Genomic DNA, 24,770 nt, shown 5'->3' with positions numbered 1-24,770 from the left:
GAGGCCATTCCGGGCCAGGCAGGCGCCCAGCAAGGATTCAGTAGCGGATATTGTGGCTCACCCTGGCTGCGTGTCCGCCCGGACAGCGAGCAACAAGCGGGAAGGCAGGGCGGCCAGGGAGACGACCTCGTCCGCCAGCCCCGCGCTCACCACGACGCCGGGCATGCCGAAGACGACCGAGGACTCCTCGTCCTGGGCCAGCACGCGGCCTCCGGCTTCGCGCAGCTCTCGGGTCCCCTCCAGGCCATCCTGGCCCATGCCGGTGAGGATGACCGCCAGGGCCTCGGGGCCGTGCGCGCGCGCGACGGAGCGGAACAGCCACGTCGCGGAGGGACGGAAGCCGTTGACGGGAGCGGCCTTGGACACCTGGGCCCGGCCGTCCTGGATGCCCAGGTGCCGGTCGTCCGGCGCCAGGTAGACGTGCCCGGGCAGGAGCAGCTCCCCCTCTTCCGCCACCCGCACCGGCAGCGGGCCCGCCGTGGCCAACCAGGACGCCAGGCCCTGGCCGAAGCCGATGGCGATGTGCTGCACCACCAGCAGGGGCGCGGGGAAGTCCGCGGGCAATTCCGACAGGAGCCGGAACAAGGCGGCCGGTCCACCCGTGGACGCGGCCAGGGCGACCACCGACGCCCGGAGCGACTTCGCGCGAGGCACGGGCCTGGGAGCGGGCGCGGTCTGCGCGGTGCCCCGGTCCGGCCAGCGGCGGACGACCTTCACCTCGGCCATGGCCTTGAGGGTGTCGCGCAGGCGGCGGCTGTCCGCGTCGAAGTCGGGGGACTCGGGGCCCAGGGGCTTCTGGAGCACCGCGAGCGCTCCGGCCCGCAACGCGGCCATGGACGTCTGGATGTCGCGCTCCACCAGCGTGGAGACGACGACGACGGGCGTGGGCACCTCCGTCATGATGCGGCGGGTGGCCTCCAGGCCATCCATGCGCGGCATCTGGATGTCCATCGTCACCAGGTTGGGCCGCAGACGTTGGGTGAGTTCCATCGCCTCCACGCCATCCTTGGCTTCACCCACCACGCTCAGCCCCGGGTCGGCGCGGAGGATTTCCACGAGCAGTCGACGGGCGGTGGGAGAGTCCTCGGCCACCACGATGCGCAACGGTTCTGTCCTCATAGAAGTCGTCTCAAGGTCTCCAGCAGGCTCGTCGGGTCGAAGGCGCTTTTCACAAGATAGGCACTGGCCCCGGCTTGCAGCCCGCGGGCCTTGTCCTCGGGCCGCCCCCTGGCGGTGACGAGGATGACCGGCAGCCTCGCGAAGCGCGGGGAGGCACGCACGGCCTCGGTGAGGGCGATGCCGTCCATCCGAGGCATCTCCACGTCCAGCACCAGGGCGTCCGCGCCGCCCGCCTGGAGCCGCTCCCAGGCCTCGGCGCCGTCGACACAGGGCACCACGTCGTAGCCAGCGCCCTCCAGGATGCTCTGCTCCAGCGCGCGGGTGGTGGGCGAGTCGTCCGCCAGGACGATGCGCCGCCGCGTCCGCTGGGTCACCGGGGCGGGGAACAGCGCCGTGGAAGGACGGCCCCCCGCGGCCCGCACGAGGGACACGGGGTTGAGCAGGAGCGACAGCCGTCCGTCTGGCAGCACCGCCGCCGCGGACACGTGCCGAGCGCGCCGCACGCGCGGCCCGAGCGCCCGGACGAGGGCCTCCTGTTCGGCCAGGACCTCATCCACCACCAGCGCGGCGCGTGCGGTGCCGGCCGCCAGCACCACCGCTCCCCGGCGCTGACGCGGCGGCCCCGGGGGCAGTCCCAGCACGTCCGCCAGCGAGGCCAGGGGCACCAGCGCGTCTTCCGCCACCCACGTCGGACGGCCCTCCACGTCGCGCACTTCGTCGGGGGACAGCCGCACCAGCCGCGCGACGCCCTCGCTGGCCAGCGCGAGAATCTGTCCTCCCGCGGACACCAGCAGGACGCGCAAGGTGCTCAGCGTGAGGGGCACATCGAGCGCGAAGCGCGCGCCCTGGCCCGGCAGGGTGCTCACCTCCACCGTGCCGCGCATCGCCTCCACCTGCGTGCGCACCACGTCCAGTCCCACGCCTCGGCCCGCGACCTCCGTCACGCGCGTGGAGGTGGACAGTCCGGAGTGGAACGCGAGGCGCGCGGCGTCCTCGTCGTCCTCGGGGGCCTCGATGCCCTGGGCCACGGCGCGTGCTCGCAGCGCTTCCAGATTCAGTCCGCGTCCGTCGTCCTCCACCGTCACTTCCACGCGGCTGCCGCGCAGGCGCGCGGACAGGGTGACGCGGCCTTCCTCGGGCTTGTGCGCGCGGCGGCGCTCCTCGGGTGACTCCAGGCCGTGAGCCACGGCGTTGCGCACCAGGTGGAGCATGGGCTCGCGCAGGGATTGGAGGAGGGAGCGGTCCAGTTCGAGCGCGCCGCCATGGACCTCCAGTCGCGCCTTCTTGCCTTCGGAGCGGGCCACGTCGCGCGCGGCGCGCTCCAATCCCTCGCAGCCTTCCAGGAAGGGCAGGGTGCGCGCGCGGCGGACCTCGTCGTCCATGCCCGTGGCCACGCCGCTCAGGGTCCGCTGGTCCGCCGCCAGTTCGCGAGTCACGCGCGCCAGCTCCTTCTCGGCCCGGCGCAGCGAGGACTCGGCCTCCGTGCCCTGCACCGCCTCGCGCATGCGCGCCAGTTCCTCGCGCACGCCCTCCAGCGTCTCCGTTCGTCCTTCCAGCCGCAGCGAGGCCACCCGCAGCTCGCCGCTGCGAGAGAGCAGCGCGTCCAGCTTCTGCGCGGACACGCGCACCGGCAACGTCGCTTCGAGCACGGGGCTTGAGGGCGGGGATTCGGGCGCGGAGGATTCGGCGGAGGAGCCGGGCATCCGAGAAGACTCGGCGGAGGAGCCGGGCATCCGAGAAGACTCGGCGGAGGAGCCGGGCATCCGGGAAGACTCGGGGGCTGCGCCCGCCGCGCGCGAAGGCTCGGCGGCGGAGCCCGGCGCACGGGAACGCGCGGCGGATGCGCCCGGTGCACGGGAAGACTCGTCGGTGGAGGCGGGAGGTCGTGCCGCCCCCGGTGCATGGGGCGTCGTGCCCGTCGCGTGGGGCGCCGACACGTCGCCGTTGGCCGCGCGCTCCAGGTCCGGCAACAACGTGTCGAGCGGCGAGCCGGCCAGCTCCTGCTTCGAGGCGAGCCGCCTTCCCGCGTCGTCCAGCGCATCCACGGCGGCGAAGCACAGCTCATACAGCTCTGGCGACGCGGTGCGCCCGTCGCGCAGCGGCTCCAGCACTTCCTCCAGCCGGTGACACGCCGTCTCCACGAGCAGGGCACTGGCCGCGCGCGCGGCGCCCTTCACGCTGTGCAGCGTGCGCAGGAGCGCGGCCACCCGCTCCGCCGCGCGCGGCGTCCCCTGCTCCCGCTCCAGCGCGAGCAGGTCCCGGTTGAGCGAGGCCACATGCCCCTCGAGCTCCTCGAGGAACGTGGCCAGCAGTGCCTGGGCGAGCCTGTCGCGGTCCATCAGCGCCCGTACTCTTCGAGCAGGTTCTTGAGCTTCTGGCCCATGCCGTTGATGTCCTGCATGGCCCGCTCCGTCTGGCGAGAGGACATCAGGCCCTGCTGCGTGGCCTGGTTGACGTCATGCATCGCCTGGCGAATCTGGGCGATTCCGGTGGCCTGCTGGTTGGCGGACGCGGCGATTTGCGCGGCGGTGAGTGACGCCTGGGCCAGCAGGTCCGACAGCGACTGGATGGTGGAGCCCGCCTCGGCGACGATGCGCGTGGTCGCCGCCACGCTCTTGGTGCCTTCCTCGGTGGTCATCACCGCGCCGTGGGTGGCCTTCTGAATCTGTCCCAGAATCTGGCGCACCTGACCTGTGGCCTTCTTGGACTGGTCCGCCAGCGCCTTCACCTCGGCGGCGACCACGGCGAAGCCCCGGCCATTCTCTCCGGCGCGGCTGGCCTCGATGGAGGCGTTGAGCGCGAGCATGTGCGTCTGCTCGGAGATGTCATTGACGGTGGTGATGATGTCGCCAATGGCCTGGGCCTGCTCGGCGAGGGCGAGGATGCGCGAGGCGATGGACTCCACCTGCTCGCGCACGGTGCCCATGGAGGCGACGGCCTCTTCCACGGTGCGCCGTCCGCTGCGTCCCACTTCCTCGGCGTGGCGCGCGGAGTCGCTGACGTTGCGAGCGCGGCCAGCGGCCTCCTCGGACGTCTTGGTGATTTCCTCGATGGTGCTCACCGTCTCCGTCACCGCGCTGCCCTGCTCCTGCGCGCTGGCCACCTGCTCCGTGGTGCTGGCGAGGATTTCGGAGCTGGCGCCCGCGAGCTGGTTGACGAACTCCGCCACGGTCCGCAGCGTGTGCTCGCGCTGCTCGGACTGCTTCGCGATTTGTGCCTCCGACTGCTGGCGCCGCTCGGCCATCTCGTTGAAGGCACGCGCCAGCTCCGCCATCTCGTCTCGGCCCTTCAGGTCGATGCGGTGGGTGAGCTCGCCGCGGCCGAGCTGCTCCGTGCCAATCATGAGCCTGCGCAGCGGGACGGTGATGCTGCGCGTGACGAGATAGCTGCCCGCGGAGACGAGGATGATTCCCAGCACGGTGCAGATGGCGAGCACCCACATGATTTGCCGCGCGGTGTCCCGGGCGGCGTCTGAGTGCTCGGTCCAGCGCTCCTGCTCCTCCGCGAGCATCTCGTTGATGACGGAGCGAATCTGGTCCATGAGCTGCTTGCCCCGGTTGCCCCGGATGATGGGAAGCGAGGCCTCCAGACCCTTTTCACGGCGCTGGCGGATGCCCTCCTCGAGCAGGGCCAGGCGGCCCGTCACGAGCGGCTCCAGGCGCACCATGCGGTTGCGCTGGTCGGGGAAGGGGGCCATCGCGTCGCGCAGCATGTTCATGTCCTGCTGGAGCGAGGAGAGGGCCGCCTGATAGGGCTCCAGGTACGGGTCCTCGCCCGTGAGCAGGAAGCCGCGCTGACCTGTCTCCGCGTCGATGAGCAGGGCGCGCACCTCGCGGACCAGACGGAAGTTTTCATGGGCCTTGAGCAGCCCCTCGGTGGTGTCCGTGAGCTGGCGTGCGCCCTGGAAGGCGACGACCGCCAGGATGAGCAACACCATCAAGGACAGTCCGAAGCCGAGCGCGATGCGGTTCCCGATGTTCATACGACTCCTTCGTCGGACAAATCGAACACGAGGCGACTGTCACCCAGCAGTGCCTCGCCCTCCAGCAAGAGTGTTCCGTCCCTGTCGGCCGCGAACACCAGTCCCCCGGCGGAATCCGCGAGGGTGACAGGGGCGGGCAACAGGTCCTGGCTCGACACCTGGGTGACTTCGTGGACTTCCTCGGTGCGCACGCCCAGCTCGGCCCGGTTCGTCCCCAGCACCAGCAGGGGGCCCGAGCTCTCCGCTGGAGCGCGGCCGAAGAGAGGGGCGAGCTCCACCACGGGGAGGACCTCGCCATGGAGCAGGGTGAGCCCGCGCAGCGTGGGAGGCGAGCCGGGCAGGGGCACCACCTCCGCGGCGCGGACGACCTCCAGCACGAAGCGTGACTCCAGGGCGTAGGTCTGGCTGGCGGCGCGAAAGCGCACCATCTCGCGCAGGGTGCCGGGAGCGACCTCGGGCGTGGGAGGGCGGCTCAAGACGCGAGCGCGCTCGTCGAGGACCGCGGCCTCCGCCTCGGGACTGAGGGCGCCTTCCGCTTCGCGCGAAGCCACGAGGTTCGCGAGCCGGGCGCGGACGGAATCCCAGTCGATGCCGTGAGGGCCAGCCATCAGGGTGCCTTGCCTTCGGTCAGGGGGTTCTCCAAGCGGATGCGTTCATCGCGCGCGGCGCGTGCGAGGTCCCGGGCGTGTTCTCCCTCCGCGAGTGGCAGGGGGGCATCGGGAGGAAGGGCTTCACAGAGGGCCTCTGCTTCGCGCAGGGCCTTGAGCGCGCCAGGGATGTCACCGAGTCGGCGCAGCACGCGTCCCAGGACGAGCCACGCCACGGCGAGGGTGGGCTCCAGGTACAGGGCCTGACGGACGGAGCGCTCGGCGTCGGGCAGACGTCCCTGGCCGAGGAGTAGCAGGGCTTCGAGGTAGCGCAGGTCGGGGACGAGGGGATGGCGGGAGGCGGCCTCGGCGCTGGCGTAGACGGCGGCCTGTGCGTCGAGGTTGGCGATGGCGCGCACGGCGGCGGTGGCCGTGTCCGGGTCTGAATCCAGTGCGCCCATGCGAAGCGCGGCCTCGCGCCAGTCCCCGCGCTCCAGCGCGCGGCGAGCAGCGGAGAGTTCGGAGGGGCTCGGGGCGCGAGGCGAGGGACTCCCAGTTCCCTGAAGCGCGCCCGGTGTGCCCGCGCCTGGTGCAAAGCCAGACACGCCGACGTTGCTTCCGTGAGCCGCGCCCGCCGTGCCCGCGCTCGTGGAGCCCGTGCCTCGTCCGTGAGTCGTTCCCGCCGTGCCCGCGCTCGTGGAGCCCGTGCCTCGTCCGTGAGTCGTGCCCGATGTGCCCGTGCTCGTGGAGCCCGTGCCTCGTCCGGGAGTCGTGCCCGATGTACCCGGGCCTGGAGGGAATCCGAGGGTGCCTGTCGTCGTGCCCGAACCGGGAGCGAAGCCAGGGGCGCCGATGCCTGTCGTCGCGCCCGAACCGGGAGCGAAGCCAGGGGCGCCGATGCCTGTCGTCGTGCCCGAACCGGGAGCGAAGCCAGGGGCGCCGATGCCTGTCGCCGCGCCTGAGCCCGGAGCGAATCCAGAGGTGCCGATGCCTGCCGCACCCGAAGGGCCCGAGCCCGGAGCGCCCGTGCGGCCTCCGGAGGGGCTCGTGGCTCCACCGCCCGGGAAGCGTGTGGTGCTGCCGGAAGCCCCTGTCGCGGTGCGAGCACTTCCTCCGGGTGCGGTGCCCACGCCGCCCTCACCCGAATGCGCGGGGTGTCCTCCGCCGGAAGGCGGCACCGTCATCCGCCCCCGGTCACCGAACGGCGACGCATCGGGGACGGCCACGGTGGTGCCAGGTGGGAGCCGTCGGTAGAACACGCCCCACTCGGTGAGGACGGGCTCCAGCGGAGCGAGCCCCCCGAGCGGCGGGTCCGAAGGTCCGGTGAAGAGGACACCGCCTTCACCCAGTGAAGCGTGGAGTCGGCGGGCCACGGCCTCGATGGTGGAGCCGTTGAAGTAGATGAGGACGTTGCGACAGAAGACGACGTCCAGCTTCCAGATGCCCGAATCCGGCGACGGCCACGTATCGAGCGCGAGGTTCAGGTAGCTGAACCGCACGCGTTGCTTCACCTCGGGCGACAGGACGTACTGCCGGCCCTCGGGGCGAAGGTGGACCCGCATCCGTTCGGCCCACGGGCCCCGCATGGACCACTCGCCGTAGTGCCCGCGTCGAGCCCGCGCGAGCGAGGCGCGAGACACATCGGTGGCATACACCGCCATGTGTTCGCCCCAGCCTTCGCTCATCAGCAGGGCCGCCATGGAATAGGGCTCCTCGCCGGACGAGCAGGCCGCGCTCCACATCTTCACGGTGTAGTCCGGGCCATGGCGTTCCCGGAGCGCGGGCAGGACCATGCGGCGCAGGAACTCGAAGTGCTCGGGGGTGCGGAAGAAGTACGTCTCGCCGATGGTGAGCTCGGTGAGGAGGTCATCCATCGCGGCGGAGTCGGAGGTGATGCGCGCGCGATACTCGTCGAAGTCACTCACGCTGGCGCGAGCCATGGCGCGAGAGATGCCTTCCTCGGCGGAGGCGGGGCAACTCGGCGGGGCCAGTCCGGCGCGCTCCTCGACGAGCGCGAGCACGGCGGGGTAGCCCTCGTGGCTCCACGGCCCTTGCCTCACGGACGCTCCGCCGAGGTGGCGAGCGCCGTGTCCAGCTCCAGCGCCTCGGCTTCGGAGAGAAAGCCGCGCAGGTCATGGACCAGGACCAGCCCGTCCTCCAGCTTGGCGGCGCCGGCCACGTAGCCCACGCCGGGCAGCTCGCGGGGCGTCTCGTCCCATTCGCCTGGAGAGAGCACGCGCAGGCCCTCGGCGCGGTCCACGCGCAGCGCGACCTGACGCGGGCCCGCCTGGGCGATGATGAGGTGGTCGAGCGCCGAGAGGGGACGTGCCGGGTGACGGAAGCGCCGGCGCAGGTCCAGCACGGGGAGCAACTGGCCATGCAGGTTGAGCAGGCCTTCGACGACATCGGGTGCGCGGGGCAGCGGCGTCAGGCGCACGGCGCGAATCAGCTCTCGCACGTCCTCCATGGGGAGGCCGTAGCGCTGACCTTCCAGGGTGAACAGCAGCACCTCTCGCGGAGCGGGCACCATGTGGGAGGGACATAGACGCTGTCCTGCGGGCTGTCGAACACGGCGTGCGCCCCGCACGTCGTGTGTCCACCAGTTCCCACTGGCGTCCGTGGCCTCCTGCCGCGCCACACGTTTTCCCGCTTTCCGCACGCGGGTGCCTGGACCTGATAGATGCCGACGCGGGTATCACCGTGAGCGAGGCGCGTTTCTCCCAGACCCTGCTGTCCTTCGACGCACCGCCGCTTCCTGGCGATGTGCCGGCGCGCCTCCCCAGTCCGTTCGAGTCAGGCCCTCCGGTGCGACTGGCCTGTCTTGCCGCGGAGGCGTTGCAACAGCGACTGCGGCGCGAGCATGCGCGGTGGGAAGAGCTGTGGCGGCCCGGTGGCGGCAAGATGTTCGGAGTGCTGGTCGTCGCGGGGCCGGAAGGACGGCTGGGGTACCTGTGCGCGTTCTCCGGGATGCTGGGCGGCTCCTGGGACGTGGAGGGCTTCGTCCCGCCCGTGTTCGACCCCGTGGCGCGCGCCGCGTTCTGGCCCGAGGGTGAGGCGGAGCTGGCCGAACTGGGACGGAGGCACGCGGAGCTGACGGAGCAGTGCGCACGCCTCGCCCAGGAGCCTCGAGGACGAAAGGCCGAGCTGCGAGAACTCGAAGCGCGCCGGAGCGAGGTCGCGCACGAGCGGGCCGAGCGTTCCCGAGCCCTCTGGCGTCAACTGTCGCAAGGCTTCGCGGTCCCCAACGCGAGAGGCGAGCAGCGGTCCATGGCCGCGCTGTTCGCGCCGCGTCCGCCGCCGGGAGGCGCGGGAGATTGCGCCGCGCCCAAGCTGTTGTCCTGCGCGTACCGTCACGGATTCAAACCCCTGGCGCTCGCGGAGTTCTGGTGGGGCGCGGAGCCGCTCGGAGGAGGCCGGCGGTCGGGTGCGTATTACCCGGCCTGTGACAACAAGTGCGGAACGGTGCTGCCGTTCATGCTGGAGGGCCTGGCCGTGGACCCCGCGCCAGCCCCGCCCGTCACCTCCCGTGACGAGGACGTGCTCCGCGTGCTGCACGAGGATGCGGCGTTGCTCGTGGTCGACAAGCCCCACGGCTTGCCATCGGTGCCGGGCCGGCATTCACCCACGCGCGACTCGGTGCTTGTCAGACTCCTGCCACGTTTCCCGGACCTGAGCGCCGCGCGCTTCGTCCACGAGCTGGAGTCAGAGGTGTCGGGCCTCCAGGTGATTGCCCGGGACACCGCGACCCAGTCCGCGCTCCAGCGCCAGCTCGCGCGTGGCGAAGCCGAGCACCGGCACGTCGCCTGGGTCGAAGGACTCGTCGCCGTCGAGCAGGGTCGTATCGACGTGCCCTTGCGAGGCACGACGTCAGGTGCCCTTGAAACGCTCGCGAACCCGAATCACGGCAAGCAGGCCGTGACGGAGTGGCGTGTCACGGAGCGAAGCGAGTCGCGCACACGCGTGCTGCTCTGGCCCCGGACGCGTCATGCGATGCAATTGCGCATCCATGCCGCGCATCCGTTGGGGCTGGGCCTGCCCCTCGTCGGAGACGCGCGCTTTGGCGTCGAAGACTCGCGGCTGATGCTTCACGCAGAGGGGCTCGACTTCACCCACCCGGGGACCGGGAAGCGGTTGTGTTTCCAGGCTCGCGCCTCATTCTGAGGACACTCGCATACACCGCCGCGGTGAGGGCAGACAGCGCCAGAGGTCTTCTCGGTCCGAGGAGGAAATGGCAAGGTGCCGAACCCAACAAGTGGGGATTGGAGCCGCCGTGAAATCGATGCGTTTCTACGTCGCCTTGCTCGCCATCGTGCCTGGGGTCGTGTCACTGGAGGCTTCCGCGATGTTCACCAATCACGCATCCAAGGAGATCAATCTCAAGCTCATCTACGTGGGGCCACAGCTCTCGGGCAAGGCCGAGAACCTCCAGTACGTGTACGACAGGACCGAGCCGGACTCGAAGGGCAAGATGCTCTCGCTCGACACGAAGACCGAGACCACGATGTTCTTCGACCTCTTGCCAAAAGGCGTGGGCGAAATCCGTGGCTACCGAGTGCGCATCCACCTCTACAGCCTCTCGGGCCAGGAGGAGTACGCCGCTTCGACCCGATTGCTGCTCAAGCACGCCGACGGAATCGTCTTCGTCGCCGACTGCCAGAGGGAACGGCTCGATGCGAACCTTGAAGCTTTGGAGAGAGTGAAGTCCGCTCTGCATGACCAGGGAATGGATTGGTCGCGGGTCCCGAAAGTGTTTCAGCTCAACAAGCATCGACTCCCGAATGCGCTCCCTGCGGCCGAACTCAAGAAGGCGCTCGGGCTCACGAGTGAACCGACCCTCCTCGCGGACACACGGGATGGTAGCGGCGTGTTGGATACGCTCACAGCGGGCGTCAAGGAACTGCTGTCGGGCCTGAAAGAGAACCGCGTGAAGGAATGGGTGCCCTCCCAGGAGGAGAAGGCCTCTGGCGACCGCATGACCTCCCGTGTGCAGCTCGTGTCCCACTACGGAGAGTTCTTCGGAGAGGGCGTTCACGAATACGGTCCCTGGGAGCCGTCCGCCAACGCCCCGCCGTTCTACGTGATGCGTCACCCTCCAACGAAGGACCGCCCCTACTACACCTACGCGACCTTTGGCGTCAGCACGAGCCCGCAGGCGGCTGGAGGACCTGAGCCTCGAATCGAGTTGCTTGCGTACTCGACGGACGAGAACGACCGCGTGGTTGAACGTCTCGTCGCCGTGGCGCTGATGATCAAGTCGGCCTCAAGTGAGGACACGCCCTTCAAGACCTACGACACCGTGGACCTCGGCGATACCACCGAGCCCAACAGCCGGTTCGCACTGGTGCCCCCGGAGGAGGTTCCGGCCTTCTCCAGCTTTCCGAATCGGAAAAGAGAGCCCCAGCAGCTCCTCTTCACCCAGGCGGTGGGTGCGAAGAAGGACGCTGATGCACGGGTCACATTCGTGAAGCTGCTGCCGCTGACGAGCGATGAGGCGAGCTTCGCGGCCGAGAAGACAACCCGGGCCTTGCTCAAGAAGATGGGCTCCCGCCCGAAGCACCAGGGGTGGGGCCCGGTGACGGAGCCAGCCACGAAGCAGCGCGATGCTGCTTCCGGTACGCGGTAGCGCGGACACCGGCTCAGCGCGCCCTGGGTCGGAAATATGAGGGGCAGGAGGGCAGACGAGAGGGCACACCCTTCATGGCCCCCACGCCCCTGCGTGCCAGTGAGTCGGAGGGTCCCCAGCCTTAACCGGACTTTGCACGCGGCGCGGCACGGCCGGGCCGCATCGGAGGAGTCCGCTCATGGCCAGCAATCGCGGCGTCGTCTATCTGGGTCCCGGCAAGGTGGAGGTGCGCTCCATCGACTACCCGAAGATGGTGAACCCGGAGGGGAAGTCCATCGAGCACGGGGTCATCCTCAAGGTGGTCTCCACCAACATCTGTGGCTCGGACCAGCACATGGTGCGCGGACGCACCACGGCGCCGAAGGGCCTGGTGCTCGGCCACGAAATCACCGGAGAAATCATCGAGAAGGGCAAGGACGTCGAGTACCTCGCCATCGGCGACCTCGTCACCGTGCCCTTCAACGTCGCCTGTGGTCGCTGTCGCACGTGTCGTGAGCAGCAGACGGGCGTGTGCCTCAACGTCAACAAGGGCCGCGCGGGCGGCGCCTACGGCTACGTGGACATGGGCGGCTGGGTGGGCGGACAGGCCGAGTACGTCATGGTCCCCTACGCGGACTTCAACCTCATCCGCTTCCCGGACAAGGCGCAGGCGCTGGAGAAGATTCTCGACCTGACCATGCTGTCGGACATCCTCCCCACGGGCTTCCATGGCGCCGTCATGGCGGGCGTCGGTGTCGGCTCCACGGTGTACGTCGCGGGTGCCGGTCCGGTGGGGCTCGCGGCGGCGGCCTCCGCGCATGTGCTGGGCGCGGCGGTGGTGATGGTGGGTGACATGAACCCGGAACGACTGAAGCACGCGAAGGCCTCCGGCTTCGAGCCCATCGACCTGACCAAGAGCGACAAGCTCGAGGAGCTGATTGAAGCGGTCGTCGGTGTGCCGGAGGTGGATGCCTCCGTGGACGCCGTGGGCTTCGAGGCGCGCGGCCATGGCGCCCAGGCCACCACGGAAGCTCCCGCCACGGTGCTCAACTCCCTGATGGCGATTACCCGCGCCGCGGGTGGTATCGGCATCCCCGGGCTCTACGTCACCGAGGATCCGGGCTCCAAGGACGAGGCCGCGAAGCAGGGCAACCTGCGCATGCGCTTCGGGTTGGGCTGGGCCAAGTCCCATCGGTTCTTCACGGGGCAGACGCCCGTGTTGCGCTACAACCGCCAGCTCATGCAGGCCATCCTCCACGGCCGGCTGCCCATCGCGAAGGCCGTCAACGCCACCGTCATCTCGCTCGACGACGCGCCGCGCGGCTACCACGAGTTCGACACGGGCGTGGCTCGCAAGTTCGTCATCGACCCGCATGGGATGTTGAAGAAGAAGTCCGCCTGAGTCCCGCGAGCAGGGACCTCTTCCTCCTCGGAGGCACGTGTGGCGGCTCGCCACGTGCCCCCGGGTGAATTCCTCGTGCCCTCCACCTGCGCTGTTGCCACCGCGTGCGGGCGGGGGCACAAGGCGCGCGGCGCTCCTCGGGCGACATCCGCTCGGGGACGCCGTTCGCCGGAGGCGAGATGTCCCGCACGTGGAACATGGTGGCGGCCGTGTGGTTCGCGGCCTGTGGCATTCAGGGTTGTGTTTCATCCGAAGAGGCTCAAACACCGGAGCAGGTGTCGCGCGAGGAGGCGTGGGAGGGCGAGCTGGAGGTCCGGGTGGTGGATGCGCCCTCGCTCGACGCCTCTCATGAGGAGTACGTCCTCGTCACCGGGCGCGAGCGTCACCCGGTGGTGTTCAAGGGCGACGCGCCGAAGGGCCTGCGCAGTGGCCTGCACGTGAAGCTGCGCGGACAGAAGACGGCGCGCCAGCTCGTCGCTCAATCGGTGGAGGTGGACACGCGGACCCGGTCCGCCAGCTCCACGCTGGGGACGTGTGGTGTCACCGGTGTGCAGCGCAGCCTGGTCATCATGGCGGCGTTCCCTGGCATGGCCACTCCCTCGAACACGCCGCAAGGGATGGAGGAGGCCTTCTTCTCCACCACGCGCCGCTCGCTGGCGGGGTACTGGAGCGAGGTCTCCGAGGGGCGCACCACGACGACAGGTGACGTGGTGGGCTGGTACACGCTGGACCGCGCCTATGCCTGCGAGGAGTCGGACGCGATGCGCACGGCCGCGCTCCAGGCGGCCGACGCGGACGTCGACTTCACGCAATATGACCGCATCTTCATCGTCCACCCGCGTCCGCAGGCGGGCTGCTACTACGGGGGCCTGGCCACGTTGTCCTGCGGTCAGGTCGCGACGCCGGACGGCACCGTGACGGCGTCCACCGCGTGGCTCGTCGCGCAGTCGATGAACACCCACGACAGCGCCGTGCAGCTCATCACGCACGAGGCGGGGCACAACCTGTCGCTGAACCACTCGCAGACGCGCGACTTCGGCGCGGAGCCGCTGTCGCTGTTGAATCTGGCGGGCACGCTGGACGAGTACGGCGACGTCTTCTCCACCATGGGCCGTTGGAACCTGGGCCACTACGCGGTGCCGCACAAGGCGCGCATCGGCTGGCTGGCTCCGTCCTCGGTGGTTCAGGTGGATGGCGTGGGAGGCACCTTCACGCTCGCGCCGGTGGTGGCGTCAGGCGGCGTGAAGGCCCTCAAGGTGCGAAGGGGGCAGGGCAATGACGCGTGGCTGTGGCTGGAGTACCGCCAGCAGGTGGGCAGCTACGAGTCGACGCTGCCGTCCCAGGTGTTCGGTGGCGCGCTCATCCACTACGAGGACGCGGACACGCGGGATGGCACGCACCTGCTCGACTTCACGCCGGGGACCGCGTCCTGGAGCGACCCGGCCCTGCTTCCGGGCACGACGTGGGAAGACCCGTACAGCAACCTCTCCGTGACGGTCGTCTCCGCCACCAGCACCGCGCTCACGGTGACCCTCCAGTACCGTCAGGCCGCCTGCATCCGAGCCGCGCCCGAGGTCGAGGTGACGCCCTTCGAGCCCACCGTCTGGCCTGGAAGCCGCCCCGAGGTGGAGCTGCTCATCATCAATCGTGACTCGGTGGGCTGTACCCCGAGCGTCTTCCAGCTCGCGGCCATCGTCCCGCCGGGCTGGAGCTCCGACCCGCTGCCCGCGCAGCGCACCATCGCCGCGTCGGGTTCGACGTCGCTGACGCTCCAGCTCTACACGCCGTACGCCGCGACGCCGGGGACGTACGCCACGGGCGTGGACGTCACGCGCAATGGCCACACCGTGAGGGGCACGGCCGCGCAGGAGGTCGTCGAGCGCTGTATCTCCGCGACTCCCACGCTCACGCTCTCGCCCACGACGGTGACGGCGGCGCCGGGCACGGACGTCACCTGGACGGTGTACGTGCAGAACCACGACTCCGCTTCGTGCAATTGGGTCTGGTACGACTTCTGGAACAACGACACGACGGGCTGGGACACGAGCTGGTCTGACTGGGGCGTGAACCTGCCGCCGGGTGGCGACTTCACCTTCACGATGACGAAGTCCATTCCCGCGAATGCCCAGGGCACCCATACGGTGGGCCTGGAGCTCTTTCAGGACGAAGTCGGCATCGTGGCGAGCACCACCGCCACGGTGCATGTGGCTGAGTAGCTGAAGGGGAGGGGAGCCGGCCCGCGCTCGCGTCGAGCCCCCGGCTCCTCTCGGCCAGGCGACCCATTGGCTGCTCAAGGGCTTGCGAGCCACGGCGGCGAGCCGGGTGCACGGACCCTGTTCAGTTTGCTCCTGAGGCACAGCCCGAAGGAGCCGCTCATGTCCAAGTTCCAGCGCATCACCCCGTTCCTGTGGTTCCCCGACCAGAAGCAGACGGAGGCCGCCGTCGCGCTCTACACGTCGGTCTTCCCGAACTCGCGAGTCGTCACGACGACGCGCTACAACGAGCCGAGCGCGAAGGTGAGCGGTCAGCCTCTTGGCGCGGTGATGACCCTCGAGTTCCAGCTCGACGGCCAGGACTTCGTGGCCATCAACGGAGGTCCCCACTTCAAGTTCACGGAGGCCCTGTCGTTGGTGGTGAACTGCGAGTCGCAGGCGGAGGTGGACCACTACTGGTCACGCCTGTCCGAAGGCGGTGACGAGCGCGCCCAGCAATGTGGCTGGCTCAAGGACCGCTTCGGCGTGTCGTGGCAGGTGGTGCCCACCGAGTTGGTCCGACTGCTCGCGGGCCCGGACTCGGAGAAGTCCCGCCGCGTGACGGAGGCGATGTTGAAGATGAAGAAGCTCGACCTCGACGCCCTCCGTCGTGCGGCGGGCTAACGGACCGCTCCTGCGCACCGGCGCTGTCCGTTGTGCGCCCGGGGTTGCGTGGCCAACAGGTGCCCTGGGGTCTCGTTGTCGAACTGGCGCGAGGCCCGTTCTGCTTCGCCCATGCCGGTCATCATCCGAGGGCACCGCGTCAGATTCGAGACGGCTGGGCCGAATGACGGCCCACGGCCCGCGAAGCTTTCGCCGTGCAGGTACTGCGGCAAGGAGGGGCATGCGTTCGCCACGAAGCCGGGATGGAGCTCGGGAAGCTCGGCGGTACTGTTCAACAACATCCTCCGTGGCGCGGAGCCGCAAGCCCACCCTTGGTACTCTGGGCGGTGGTCCATCGCGGCTCACCACCTCATCTGCTCGGAGGTGATGGCTGAGGACGACGAGTGGACGTCCATTTGCTGGATGACTGGCTACGACATCAACCACCGGCGCAACGGTGTCATCCTCCCGATGGTTCTCGTGGTGGCGTGTGAGCTTCATGTCCCCGTTCATCGAGGCAACCACGCTGGGGGCTGGGCCAGTGAGAAGGAGATGCCCTATCCGGACGCGTTGCGCGAACTGGTGGAAGCGTACGGCGAGGCCGCCCTGGCTGGAGCCTACTGCTCGGACCCGGCGCGGTTCATCGCGGACCTGAATGACCTGAGCCGTGACATTCTCTCGCGCCTGGCTGCCGGCGCATGGACAATCACATCCGACGGGAGGGATTATCTGGCTGGCGGCGTGGGCTGTGCAGGCGTGCACAGCCTTCAAAGCAAGCCTCGGCGGCCATGCCCCCATGGTCGCCGCCATGGGGTGAGGCACGGGACGACAGGGAATCCCCTCCCGCGTCGGACGCTCCAGGTGGGAGAGTGAGAGGCGCCATGCAGCGCGACTACTACGTATGGACGCGAGCGCCGTCCGAGCGGCACCCGCTCCTGGCATGGGCCCAATCCTCGCTGGCGTTCCGGCAGGGCCGCGAGGTGGACACGGGTGAGGTCGTGCAGCTCCGGCTCGGCGAGCCAATGCCTTCGCTGCCTGTGATGGTGGACTGCCACACCCTGCCGGCGCCAGTGGTCTCAGAGCGCCTGGCGGACGTGCTGCGCTCGGTGCCGCTGCCGGGCGTGCAACTCATTCCCGCAGATGTGCAGGTTGAAGAGGGGGATGTCCGCCGCTACACGCTGGTGCACATGTGGCGTCGCCTTTCGGTGATGGACCGGGAGCGCTCCGTGTACCGGCTGGCGGGGAGCGGCATCGTCCTGACGGGGCTGGACCGGCTCGTGCTCGATGAGTCCGTCCTCCGGGATGTTCCTCTCGGCGAGCGGCTGGCGTTCAGGCTCAAGGAGGCTGTCGTCCACCTCGTCCACGCCTCACTTGTGGAACGGGTGCTCGGGCTGTCTCCACCACCAGAGGGACTTCGATTCATCCCACTGGAGGCCTGGGATGATTCCGTGGCGTTCCGATAGACGGACTGCCGCGGCACTCCAGATCAAGCCTTGAATTCAGGCAGGTGGAGCATGGGCTCCGCTGGATGCTTGTTCACCTCCATGCACGCCAACACAACCCCTCCCTACCTTTGACCTCGGGCAGGGTCTTCTCATTCTCAGGTCCTCTGCGTACACCGCGCCGAACGTTGTCGCGGGGTTTCGACAGAATCGTTACGGCATTCCGTCGCGAGCCGGGGGACGGTGCTGCCTCGCACGATGCGCGAGGGAAATGACATGCGTGGATTGAAGCGTCCGTTCATCGCTGTGCTCGTCGCGTCCTCCTGGCTCCTGGGAGGATGCGGAGAAGTGGAACCCGCGCTGCGTGACACGGAGCCGGAGGCTTCGCTCCCCTTCACCCAGCCGCTGGCGGCCACCCAGAGCACGTCATTCCAGGATGGCGTGGCCCCGACGACGGACTACGCGGGCACCCGGGACGCGATGATTGAAGAAGAGGACTCCGACGCCAACCACGGGAGCGACACGAAGCTCTCCGCGAGCGGAGACACGCCCGCCGGCAGCGGCAACGAGAACTTCGCCCTGCTGGCGTGGGACGTGTCCGCCATTCCAGCCAACGCCGTCGTCCGCTCCGCCTCGCTCACCGTCACCGTGTCCGACAAGGCCGACCAGGACTATCAGTTGTATGCGCTGACGCGCGGCTGGACGGAGATCCAGGTCACCTGGGAGCAGGCGGACAACAGCCAGGACTGGGCCTCGAACGGCGCGGATGGGACGGGAGACCGGAACCCCACGGTGCTGGGTACGCTTCGCGCGCCCGCGACGGGCACGTACACCGTGGCGCTGAATGCCCAGGGTGTGGCGGCGGTGCAGCGGTGGGTGAGCACTCCCGCGAGCAATCAGGGCCTCATCCTCGCCAACAAGGACAATGACAACCGCCTGGAGCTGCGCTCGAGCGAGTACTCGACGAAGGCGTCGCGTCCCAGGCTCACCGTGACGTGGGAGGCGTCGGGAACGCCCGGTGGCGAGGTGCCCGCCTCGGGGACGTTCAAGGGCACTTGTGACGGCTCCGGTGGCGCCTGGGTGGATGGGACGCACTTCCTGAACGTGAATGACGAGTCCCAATCCGTGCGCATCTACACCCGGAGCCAGAGCGCCACCGCTGTGAAGACGCAGGACGTGAGCGCCGCCATCGGCCTCTCGTCGTCGGACGAGGCGGACCTGGAGGACGTGGCCCGCGTGGGCAATCGCCTCTACGTGACGGGCTCGCACGCGCGCAACAAGGACGGAGAGCTGGAGTCGTCGCGCTACAAGTTCTTCGCGCTGGATGTCGCGGGCACCGCGCCCTCGGTCACCCTGCAGGTGGCGGGGACGTCCTCGACGCTGCTGAGAGATTTGCTCGACGCCGCCAACTGGGATGCCCCGGACTCGGCCGTCATCACGCTGCTGAATGCGCGCTCACGGTTGTCGGAGTCCACGGTGGCCTCGCTCGCGCCAAAGCTGAACGGCACCAACGTGGAGGGGCTCGCGGCGTTGCCCTCGGGCGAACTGGCCATCGGCTTCCGCAACCCACGCGTGGGCTCCAGTGCCCTGGTGGTGACGCTGACCAATCCGGACGCCGTCCTCGCGGGTGCCACGGCGCGGTTTGGTCGAGCCATCCCCCTGAGTCTGGGAGGTCAGGGACTGCGAGGCATGGCGTGGTCGGAGGCCCACCAGGCGATGTTGCTCCTCAGCGGTCCGCACGACGAGAGCAGTGGCCCCTTCGCCCTCTGGAAGTGGTCGGGCGACGCGAGCAGCGCGCCAGTGAAGGTGGTGGACCTGACCGCGCCGGAGAACTCCGCGCCGGAGGCCGTCATCCCCTATCCCGGCTCGCTGGATGTGCAGGTGCTCTTCGACATGGGCTCGCGCTTGATGGGGGGGGACGGAGTGCAAGGACGTCGCATCCTCCAGCCAGAGCTTCAGCGACGTGTTCGTGCACGTCGACTGAGTCAGGGCGCGGAAGATGCCCGGGGCGAGACTCCGGGAAGAAGAGGAGTCTCGCCCCAGGAGGGGTGTGGGGACTTCGAGGGGGGCTTCAACAGCCAGAGATGCAGATGGAATAGACGGCGGAGCAGCCCGCCACGCATCCCAGGTTGCCGCCACATCTGCCGTTGCAACTCGACAGATTGTCGGAACACTTCTCCCTGCAGGTCTTCGTCGCGGCCGCGGAGACCTCCCCGGTCTGGGCGCTGTCCTCGGAGGGGGTGTCCAGCGTCTCGTCGGGCTCCATGGGACCACAGCCCACGGTCAACACGAGGGCCGCCATGCCTACCAACCACGCCAGGGGATTCTTCATGTTCGTTACTCCATGTCGTCGGGAGCGAGCGCTCCCGTGTGTTTGATGTCAGGTTGAAAGTCTTGATGGATTCCGAGGGGGAGGCGGGTGGCCGTGAGTGATGAGGGCCTACCGCGGCTCCTGCTCACCGTGGGTGAGCGCGAGGAGCGCCTTGAAGGGGTCCTCCGTCCGCGCCTCCGGCGTCGGAGCGCCCGTCGGGGTGCAGATGGCGCCCGGGAAGTCGGGCATGAGGTTCACGGGGCTCTTCGGCTTCTGGGGCTCGAAGCAGCTCGTCGCGCCCGTCGGAGACGGCATGGCCGCGGACGGCTGGGTGCCCGGAGTGTCGCAGATGGACTTGGGCAGCGCGTTGTCGACTTTGGGCTGGTTGATGAACTGCTTGATGGAGGTCGCGCTTCCAATGCTCATGGTCCTGCTCCTGTCCGAGGGGCTCTGGACGACAGCAAAGCAAGGCCGGGGCCACGACCTAAGGGCGCGAAAGGACGAGCCGGCGCGGAGCCGGTTGTAGGCCGCGGACTACAAGTCGCCGCGGGATTGCTGGCTGGAGACTGCAATCGCGCAAGCTCTCTCCGAGCCCCGCGAAACTCTTCAGCGCCCTGGGTGAGCGCTCACTTCACCAATCGCAGCACCGCTCGCACCGCGCGCTCCGTTCCGTCCACGCCTTCCAGCGAGGCGGCGAGCGCGCGGGCCCGGGCCGTGACGGCGGGCTCCAGGAGTCGGGAGAGGGCACTGGCGACGGAGGTCGCATCGAGCGCCGAGGGAAGCACCGCGACGCCCACGCCGAGCCGCTCCACGCGACGCGCGTTCGCGAGCTGGTCCCCGCCGAAGGGAATCACCACCATGGGTCGGCCCGCGGCGAGCGCTTCCTGCACGGTGTTGTTCCCGCCATGTGTCACGACGAAGTCCACGCGCTGGAGCAAGGGCACCTGGGGCACCTGACGGAACACGAGCGTGCGAGGGCCGGCGCGCGGCTCCAGTCGGCCGAAGCTGGCGCCCGCGCTGACGACGGTGTGGACGTCATGTCGCGCCAGTCCGTCGAGGATGGCGTTGAACACGCGAGGCTGTCCGTTGAACACGGTCCCCAGCGACACGTACACGTGGCGGCGTCCCGGCTGAAGGGCGCGCAGCGCGGGGTCGTCCTGGTCCGCCTCACGGGCGCGCGGAAGGCAGGGGCCCACCATCTCCACGGGGCCTGTGAGTGGTTTCAAGCCCGGCTCGAGCTCGGGAATCGTCATCAGAAGATTGAGGTCGTCGGAGATGGGCGCGGAGAGCAGCCCTCCCCCGCGGAGCTGGACACCCAACGTGCTCGCGTCCCGCGCGACGCGCTCATCGAACCAACGGCCGAGCGACTGCGTCGCTGCCTCCGCGCGCGCCCAGGTCGCATCGCGGGGCGCATCATCGGGAAGACCGCTGCCAAAGGGTGACGCCCCCTCCACGGGGAAGGGCAGCGCCGAGTGATAGAGCGCCGCATAGGGCCGCTTCGTCAGTCGGGCGGCGAGCAGCGCGGCCGGCATGAGGTAGTCACCGAGCACCACGTCGATGTGGGCCGCCTCGATTTCCCGGGCGAGGTGGCGGGCCTGGGACTTCATCCCGGCGGTGAACAGCCGGAGCGCCAGGGCCAGCTCGTCGACGCCGCGGGCGCGCGGGATGCGGGCCCCATACCAGAGCATGGCGGGCGAGGGCTGGAGCCGGATGAGGCGCAGGCCGTCGCGCTGGATGGCGTGGGGCAGCGTCGTCGCGACGCGCAGGGGCTCGGGCCAGAGGTCGGAGAAGGGGAGGGGCGGCGCGGCCAGGGCCATCGCGACGTCGTGGCCCAGCTCGCGCAACCGTCCGCCCAGGACTCGCAAGGCGTTGGTGTGGCCCGCCGTCGGATGGGCCGCCATCAAGATGCTCGACATGGAGGACGCTTAGCACGACCTGTCGTGCCGCCTGCCCCCCGGTGTGCCTGCCCGGGTGTCACAGCGGGGGCTCCACCACTCCACGTCAGAGGGAGCCACGGTGGCTTCCCTTCGAGCTTCGAGAGGTGGGGACCATGTCCAAGGAAACGCAGTCCTTCCTGACGGTGCTGCTGTCACTCGTGCTGGTGCCGGGAGTCCTGCTCCTCGTCAGCGCGGTGACAGGAGGCGCCTTCCCGGCGGGCGTCGCGCTGCTGCTGGGGCTACCGCTGGGGCTGGGGTACGGCCTGGAGGCCGGGCTCTTGCGCATCTATCCGCTGCCCTCCGCGCAAGGCTGGGTGGAGCTCATCATCGACCTCACCTGGAGCCTGCCCAACACGCTGTTCGGCTTCATCTTCGGAAACATCGTCTATGTCTTCTTCGGCAAGCTGTCCCGCCCCGACTCGGAGGGACAGGGCTGGATTGTCTATCGCGCCAACCCGGGAGGCTCGTTCGGAAACAACGTGCTCCAGACGCTGGGCACGGTGAACCTGGGCGGCGCGGGGCAACACGAGAAGATGCACCTGCTCCAGGCGCGCATCTTCGGCCCCTTCTACCTGCCCTTCGTCGCGGCTTCGTATGTCATCACGTCCCTGCTGCAACTGCTCTGGACGTGTACCCTCGGCGGGCTATTGAAGCTGCTCGGCATGCGAGACAAGGCCTACCTCCGGCCGCCCGCGCGCTCCGCGGTGGGAGGCTTCTTCGGGTGGATCTACTACGCGACGCCCATCGAACTGTGGGCCTACGCCACCGGCAATCCTTGAGACAGGCTGAGTCATTCTTGCCGTCTTGTCCTGCTTTGCACGACTGATGCTAGGTTTGCTCCACCGGAAGCCCAATCATGGCCCGGTGGAGGGTGCACACGTGCGCAGCAGGAACATCCTGGGTGGGTTGTTGACGGCGGCACTGCTGACGATGGGCTGTGGTGGCATGGAGCCGGCGCTGGAGGAGGAGCAGGCCTCGCTCGACACGCGCGAGGACGCGCTGCCCTTCTGCGGCAACCAGTCCTACTGGATTGATTACTACTCCGACGCGACGTACACGAAGTGGGTCGGATACATCTCATGTGAGTGTTATCAGACCGCGTGGCTCTCCGGCCGCCGGACCAGCTTCGCGGTGACGGACTTCTCGTCCACCTGCGGCTGATGACCCTGGCTGCTCGCGGGCCCTGCCCGATGCTCCCTGTGAGGGGCATCGGGCCGAGCCCAGGGACTAGGGACAGATGTTGTAGCAGGAGCCCGCGCCGCGAGCCCGGCACTCCGCGGTGGAGGAGCAGCTCGAACAGTCGTAGGAGCAGTAGCCCAGCAGACCCACCGGCTCGTCAGAGAAGAGGGCAGGCGTGGCGTCCAGCGGGAGCCCGCTGCGCGCCCTCGACATGAGCAGCTTCTGCTTGTCCGCGTCGCAGGCGCTGGCGGCTGGGGTGGTGGAGTCGTCCGCGACAGGTTCATCCCGAGGGAAGGTGGCGGCAATCATTCCCACCGCGACGGTCAGCGCCAGCACGAATCCAAAGGCAGGCTTCAGCGTCATTCAGAGCTCCTGGTGAGGGGAACACCGCGATGATGCATCCGAGGCCTGACTTGCTCGCATGCGTCATGGGCCGCGCTGTGCAGCTCTGAACAGCGCGGCTCGTGTGTGCTCCGAGGTCCGGGGAGCCCTCACTGCGCGGTCCTCGCGCCTCGGCGGGCACCCTGTCGCTGTTGGATGCCCCGGCGCAGCTTGGCGATGAGCACCTCGGGACTGGCGGAGCGGACCAGGACGTCATCGGCCCCGGCCTCCAGGCTGGCGGTGAACACGCTGGCGTCTTCCTTGTCGACGATGAGGTAGACGGGAAGGTCCTCGGTGGCCGGGTTCTTCCGGAGTGCTTGCAGGAGCGAGTGCAGGTCTCCATCCGGCAACGGGTTGGCCAGGATGGCCGCCTGCGCGCCGGCGCCCACGGCCTTCTCCACGTCCGCGCGCGTCCGGGCGCGCACGGTGCTGAAGCCCTCCGCCATGAGGCGGATCTGCAGCGTCATCGCATTGGCGCCGTCCGTCTCGGCCACCACCACCCGGGGCGCCGTCTGGTCAGCCAGCGCGCTGGCCTCCAGCTCCGTGGTGAGCGCCTCCAGGACGGGGATGGGCAGGCGCGCGTCCTGGCGAAGTGCCTGGAGCGCCTGGGCCGCCCTGGCCGGTGTCGGCTGCGCGCTCTGGACCTCCTGGACGAAGCGCGCCGCGCCCAGCAGGGCCCCCGCCGCGCGTCCCACGGGCGGAGCGCGCTCCTCGCCTTCCGGCAGCACGGCGACCAGCAGCTCGGTCACCTCGGGCATGCCGCTGCTCGCGAGCACCAGGGCGCGAGCGCGCGAGGGCAGCGTGAAGCGGCGCGGCTCCTCCAGTCGCGCGGCCAGGGCCAGGGCGCAGGCCGCGGTGCCGAGCACGGCCTCGTCCACGCGCCCGGCGCCCAGCCTCACCGCGATGCGTCGCGCCAGCTTCGTCAGGAAGGGCGCCAGCGTCGCGCTGCCGCCGAGCATCGACAGCATTCCATCCAGCAGTCGGGCCTGCGTCTCGGCGAGCCGCGCCAGCGGTCCGCCCTCGCCCATCAACGCCGCGCTGTAGGAAGGCAGCAGGCGCACCTCCACCTGGGGATGCGCGGCGCGCAGCTTCTGCGCGAGACCGGCGGCGTCCGTCATCGAGTCCTCGAGCACGAGCACCAGGTCATAGCCCCCGAGCGCGAGCGCGCGTCCGGCATCGGCCGAGGGACTGGTCGCCGCCGCCAGGCCCTGCATCAACAGCAGTCGCACCACGGCCTCGCGAGGCTCGGAGGGCTCCGCCACCAGCAACACCATGCGCGCGCGCACGTCGCTCCGGGGCGGCGTCACCCGGCTCGCGGTCTCCATGGAGACGGGAGTCCTGGTGTCCGGTGACTCGGTCGGCGTGAAGGTGCGCTCGTCGAGCACCGCGCGGCCGGTGAACTGCTCCGCGAACTGGAGCACGCGCGCGTGCCCGCCGACGTCGGACTCATCCTCCAGCTCAATGGGGACGCGCTCCCGGGGACGGGGCTCCTCCTCGGTGTAGAAGCGTTGGATGGCCTTGCGGATGGCCTGCTCCGTGGCGAACAGCCCCTGGACTGCGACGGCGCGCGTGGAGAACTTGAGCGCGTCGGTGACCTGCACGTCCCGAGGGTCCTGCACCGCGCAGAACAGCTCGCGTCCGCGCAGTCCCACGGGGACGGCGCACAATCGCTCGCACAGCTCGCGGGGAATCTGTTGGATGAGCTCCCTGGGCACCGGGAGGGCTTGGAGCTTCTCGTCGGTGATGTGTGGCAGGCCGGACTGCTCGGACAGCGCGCGCACGAGGTTCTCGGGCTCCAGCCAGCGCTCATGGACGAGCAACTGGCCCAGCCTGCCGCCCTTGCGTTTCTGGAGCGCCAGGGCTTCGTCCAGGACGTGGGGCGTGAGCATGCCGCGCGTCAGCAGGATGGCGCCCAGTTGCTGGCGTGTCCGGGCCGCGCGGGGGCCGGGCGGAAATGGCGCGGGGGCCAGTCG

Annotated in this window: 19 protein-coding genes and 1 pseudogene; 10 read left to right on the top strand and 10 right to left on the bottom strand. The window is 69.4% G+C overall.

Features of this window, described 5'->3' with window-relative positions:
* Nucleotides 1-57 precede the first annotated feature (57 nt).
* Genes cheB through HR086_RS10090 form a run of 6 tightly spaced genes read right to left on the bottom strand, consistent with a single transcriptional unit; the run spans nt 58 to nt 8,218 of the window.
* A complete protein-coding gene (gene cheB / locus HR086_RS10115; protein WP_174465480.1) occupies nt 58-1,119 on the bottom strand; it encodes a chemotaxis-specific protein-glutamate methyltransferase CheB in 1,062 nt (353 codons plus the stop codon).
* Nucleotides 1,116-3,458, bottom strand: coding sequence for a hybrid sensor histidine kinase/response regulator (locus tag HR086_RS10110; protein ID WP_174465479.1), 2,343 nt, complete (start codon nt 3,456-3,458; stop codon nt 1,116-1,118). Before HR086_RS10110 ends, cheB begins: the two co-directional genes overlap by 4 nt.
* Nucleotides 3,458-5,101, bottom strand: a complete 1,644-nt coding sequence (locus HR086_RS10105; protein ID WP_174465478.1) for a methyl-accepting chemotaxis protein — start codon at nt 5,099-5,101, stop codon at nt 3,458-3,460. Before HR086_RS10105 ends, HR086_RS10110 begins: the two co-directional genes overlap by 1 nt.
* Nucleotides 5,098-5,709, bottom strand: a complete 612-nt coding sequence (locus HR086_RS10100; protein ID WP_174465477.1) for a chemotaxis protein CheW — start codon at nt 5,707-5,709, stop codon at nt 5,098-5,100. Before HR086_RS10100 ends, HR086_RS10105 begins: the two co-directional genes overlap by 4 nt.
* Nucleotides 5,709-7,748 (bottom strand): CheR family methyltransferase, encoded by a 2,040-nt coding sequence (locus HR086_RS48440; protein WP_174465476.1) that lies wholly within the window; start codon nt 7,746-7,748, stop codon nt 5,709-5,711. Before HR086_RS48440 ends, HR086_RS10100 begins: the two co-directional genes overlap by 1 nt.
* Nucleotides 7,745-8,218 carry a chemotaxis protein CheW gene (locus HR086_RS10090; RefSeq protein WP_174465475.1) on the bottom strand — a complete coding sequence of 158 codons (474 nt, stop codon included), beginning with the start codon at nt 8,216-8,218 and terminating at the stop codon, nt 7,745-7,747. The genes HR086_RS48440 and HR086_RS10090 overlap by 4 nt, the downstream gene beginning before the upstream one ends.
* A gap of 170 nt (nt 8,219-8,388) precedes the next feature.
* On the opposite strand from HR086_RS10090, the gene HR086_RS10085 reads away from it, so the two are divergent.
* The 8 genes from HR086_RS10085 to HR086_RS10050 all read left to right on the top strand — a co-directional run bounded on the left by HR086_RS10085 (nt 8,389) and on the right by HR086_RS10050 (nt 19,422).
* Nucleotides 8,389-9,849: an RluA family pseudouridine synthase gene (locus tag HR086_RS10085; RefSeq protein WP_174465474.1), complete on the top strand. Its 1,461-nt coding sequence runs from the start codon at nt 8,389-8,391 to the stop codon at nt 9,847-9,849.
* Nucleotides 9,850-9,916: 67 nt separating this feature from the next.
* Nucleotides 9,917-11,311 carry a suppressor of fused domain protein gene (locus HR086_RS10080; RefSeq protein WP_174465473.1) on the top strand — a complete coding sequence of 465 codons (1,395 nt, stop codon included), beginning with the start codon at nt 9,917-9,919 and terminating at the stop codon, nt 11,309-11,311.
* A gap of 178 nt (nt 11,312-11,489) precedes the next feature.
* Nucleotides 11,490-12,692, top strand: a complete 1,203-nt coding sequence (fdhA, locus tag HR086_RS10075) for a formaldehyde dehydrogenase, glutathione-independent (protein ID WP_141644477.1) — start codon at nt 11,490-11,492, stop codon at nt 12,690-12,692.
* Between the two features lie 179 nt (nt 12,693-12,871).
* A complete protein-coding gene (locus tag HR086_RS10070; protein WP_174465472.1) occupies nt 12,872-14,908 on the top strand; it encodes a zinc-dependent metalloprotease family protein in 2,037 nt (678 codons plus the stop codon).
* Between the two features lie 159 nt (nt 14,909-15,067).
* Nucleotides 15,068-15,568 carry a VOC family protein gene (locus tag HR086_RS10065; RefSeq protein WP_141644475.1) on the top strand — a complete coding sequence of 167 codons (501 nt, stop codon included), beginning with the start codon at nt 15,068-15,070 and terminating at the stop codon, nt 15,566-15,568.
* A gap of 111 nt (nt 15,569-15,679) precedes the next feature.
* A complete protein-coding gene (locus HR086_RS10060) occupies nt 15,680-16,420 on the top strand; it encodes an AHH domain-containing protein (RefSeq protein ID WP_174465489.1) in 741 nt (246 codons plus the stop codon).
* A gap of 8 nt (nt 16,421-16,428) precedes the next feature.
* Nucleotides 16,429-17,010, top strand: a complete 582-nt coding sequence (locus HR086_RS10055; RefSeq protein WP_174465471.1) for an imm11 family protein — start codon at nt 16,429-16,431, stop codon at nt 17,008-17,010.
* Between the two features lie 255 nt (nt 17,011-17,265).
* Entirely contained in the window at nt 17,266-19,422 is a 2,157-nt protein-coding gene (locus HR086_RS10050) for a DUF3616 domain-containing protein (RefSeq protein WP_254626269.1), read from the top strand.
* A 7-nt stretch (nt 19,423-19,429) separates the two neighbouring features.
* On the opposite strand, the gene HR086_RS10040 is transcribed toward HR086_RS10050, so the two are convergent.
* Both HR086_RS10040 and HR086_RS10035 read right to left on the bottom strand, forming a co-directional pair.
* The gene (locus tag HR086_RS10040; RefSeq protein ID WP_174465470.1) at nt 19,430-19,726 is read right to left on the bottom strand and encodes a hypothetical protein; all 297 of its coding nucleotides are present in this window, start codon (nt 19,724-19,726) and stop codon (nt 19,430-19,432) included.
* 200 nt (nt 19,727-19,926) lie between these two features.
* Nucleotides 19,927-21,216 (bottom strand): glycosyltransferase, encoded by a 1,290-nt coding sequence (locus HR086_RS10035; protein WP_174465469.1) that lies wholly within the window; start codon nt 21,214-21,216, stop codon nt 19,927-19,929.
* Nucleotides 21,217-21,350: 134 nt separating this feature from the next.
* Here HR086_RS10035 and HR086_RS10030 point away from each other — a divergent pair, with 134 nt between their 5' ends.
* On the top strand, nt 21,351-22,016 hold the full coding sequence (locus HR086_RS10030) for a hypothetical protein (RefSeq protein WP_141644471.1): 666 nt from the start codon (nt 21,351-21,353) through the stop codon (nt 22,014-22,016).
* A gap of 100 nt (nt 22,017-22,116) precedes the next feature.
* Complete coding sequence (locus tag HR086_RS10025) at nt 22,117-22,398, top strand: hypothetical protein (protein ID WP_371817204.1); 282 nt, start codon at nt 22,117-22,119, stop codon at nt 22,396-22,398.
* A gap of 66 nt (nt 22,399-22,464) precedes the next feature.
* On the opposite strand, the gene HR086_RS10020 is transcribed toward HR086_RS10025, so the two are convergent.
* The gene (locus tag HR086_RS10020; protein WP_141644470.1) at nt 22,465-22,779 is read right to left on the bottom strand and encodes a hypothetical protein; all 315 of its coding nucleotides are present in this window, start codon (nt 22,777-22,779) and stop codon (nt 22,465-22,467) included.
* 128 nt (nt 22,780-22,907) lie between these two features.
* Nucleotides 22,908-24,770: pseudogene (locus tag HR086_RS49405) on the bottom strand (protein kinase); the annotation flags it as partial.

The sequence above is a fragment of the Myxococcus sp. CA039A genome (assembly GCF_013336645.1).
Lineage (GTDB): Bacteria > Myxococcota > Myxococcia > Myxococcales > Myxococcaceae > Myxococcus > Myxococcus llanfairpwllgwyngyllgogerychwyrndrobwllllantysiliogogogochensis.
This window is presented reverse-complemented; position numbering and strand designations above follow the sequence as displayed.